Genomic DNA, 1,186 nt, shown 5'->3' on the forward strand with positions numbered 1-1,186 from the left:
CATGGCTAAGGAAAAATTTGAACGTAGCAAACCGCACGTAAACGTTGGTACTATCGGTCACGTTGACCATGGTAAAACCACTCTGACTGCTGCATTGACTACTATTTTGGCTAAAAAATTCGGTGGCGCTGCAAAAGCTTACGACCAAATCGATAACGCTCCTGAAGAAAAAGCCCGCGGTATTACCATTAATACCTCACACGTAGAATACGAAACCGAAACCCGCCACTACGCACACGTAGACTGCCCGGGCCACGCCGACTACGTTAAAAACATGATTACCGGTGCTGCCCAAATGGACGGCGCTATCTTGGTATGTTCCGCAGCTGACGGCCCTATGCCTCAAACTCGCGAACACATCCTGTTGGCTCGCCAAGTAGGTGTACCTTACATCATCGTGTTCATGAACAAATGCGACATGGTTGACGATGCCGAATTGTTGGAACTGGTTGAAATGGAAATCCGTGACCTGCTGTCAAGCTACGACTTCCCAGGTGACGACTGCCCAATCGTACAAGGTTCTGCACTGAAAGCTTTGGAAGGTGATGCTGCTTACGAAGAAAAAATCTTCGAACTGGCTGCTGCTTTGGACAGCTACATCCCAACACCTGAGCGTGCTGTGGACAAACCTTTCTTGTTGCCTATCGAAGACGTATTCTCTATCTCTGGCCGTGGCACAGTAGTAACCGGTCGTGTAGAGCGCGGCATCATCCACGTTGGTGACGAGATCGAAATCGTAGGTCTGAAAGAAACCCAAAAAACCACTTGTACCGGCGTTGAAATGTTCCGCAAACTGCTGGACGAAGGTCAAGCAGGTGACAACGTAGGCGTATTGTTGCGTGGTACTAAACGTGAAGACGTAGAGCGTGGTCAAGTATTGGCCAAACCGGGTACCATCACTCCTCACACCAAATTCAAAGCAGAAGTATACGTACTGAGCAAAGAAGAGGGTGGCCGTCACACTCCATTCTTCGCTAACTACCGTCCACAATTCTACTTCCGTACTACCGACGTAACTGGTGCAGTTACTTTGGAAGAAGGCGTAGAAATGGTAATGCCGGGTGAGAACGTAACCATTACTGTAGAACTGATTGCACCTATCGCTATGGAAGAAGGTTTGCGCTTTGCGATTCGCGAAGGTGGCCGTACCGTAGGTGCAGGTGTGGTTTCTTCTATCATCGCTTAA

1 protein-coding gene is annotated in these 1,186 nt (G+C 48.9%); it reads left to right on the plus strand.

Going from position 1 to position 1,186, the window contains the following annotated elements; all coding sequences use genetic code 11:
- Position 1: 1 nt before the first annotated feature.
- Positions 2-1,186, plus strand: a complete 1,185-nt coding sequence (gene tuf, locus HMPREF2711_RS10505) for an elongation factor Tu (RefSeq protein WP_003684779.1) — start codon at positions 2-4, stop codon at positions 1,184-1,186.

Origin of the sequence: Neisseria sp. HMSC070A01, from assembly GCF_001810165.1 — a bacterium.
Classification (GTDB): domain Bacteria; phylum Pseudomonadota; class Gammaproteobacteria; order Burkholderiales; family Neisseriaceae; genus Neisseria.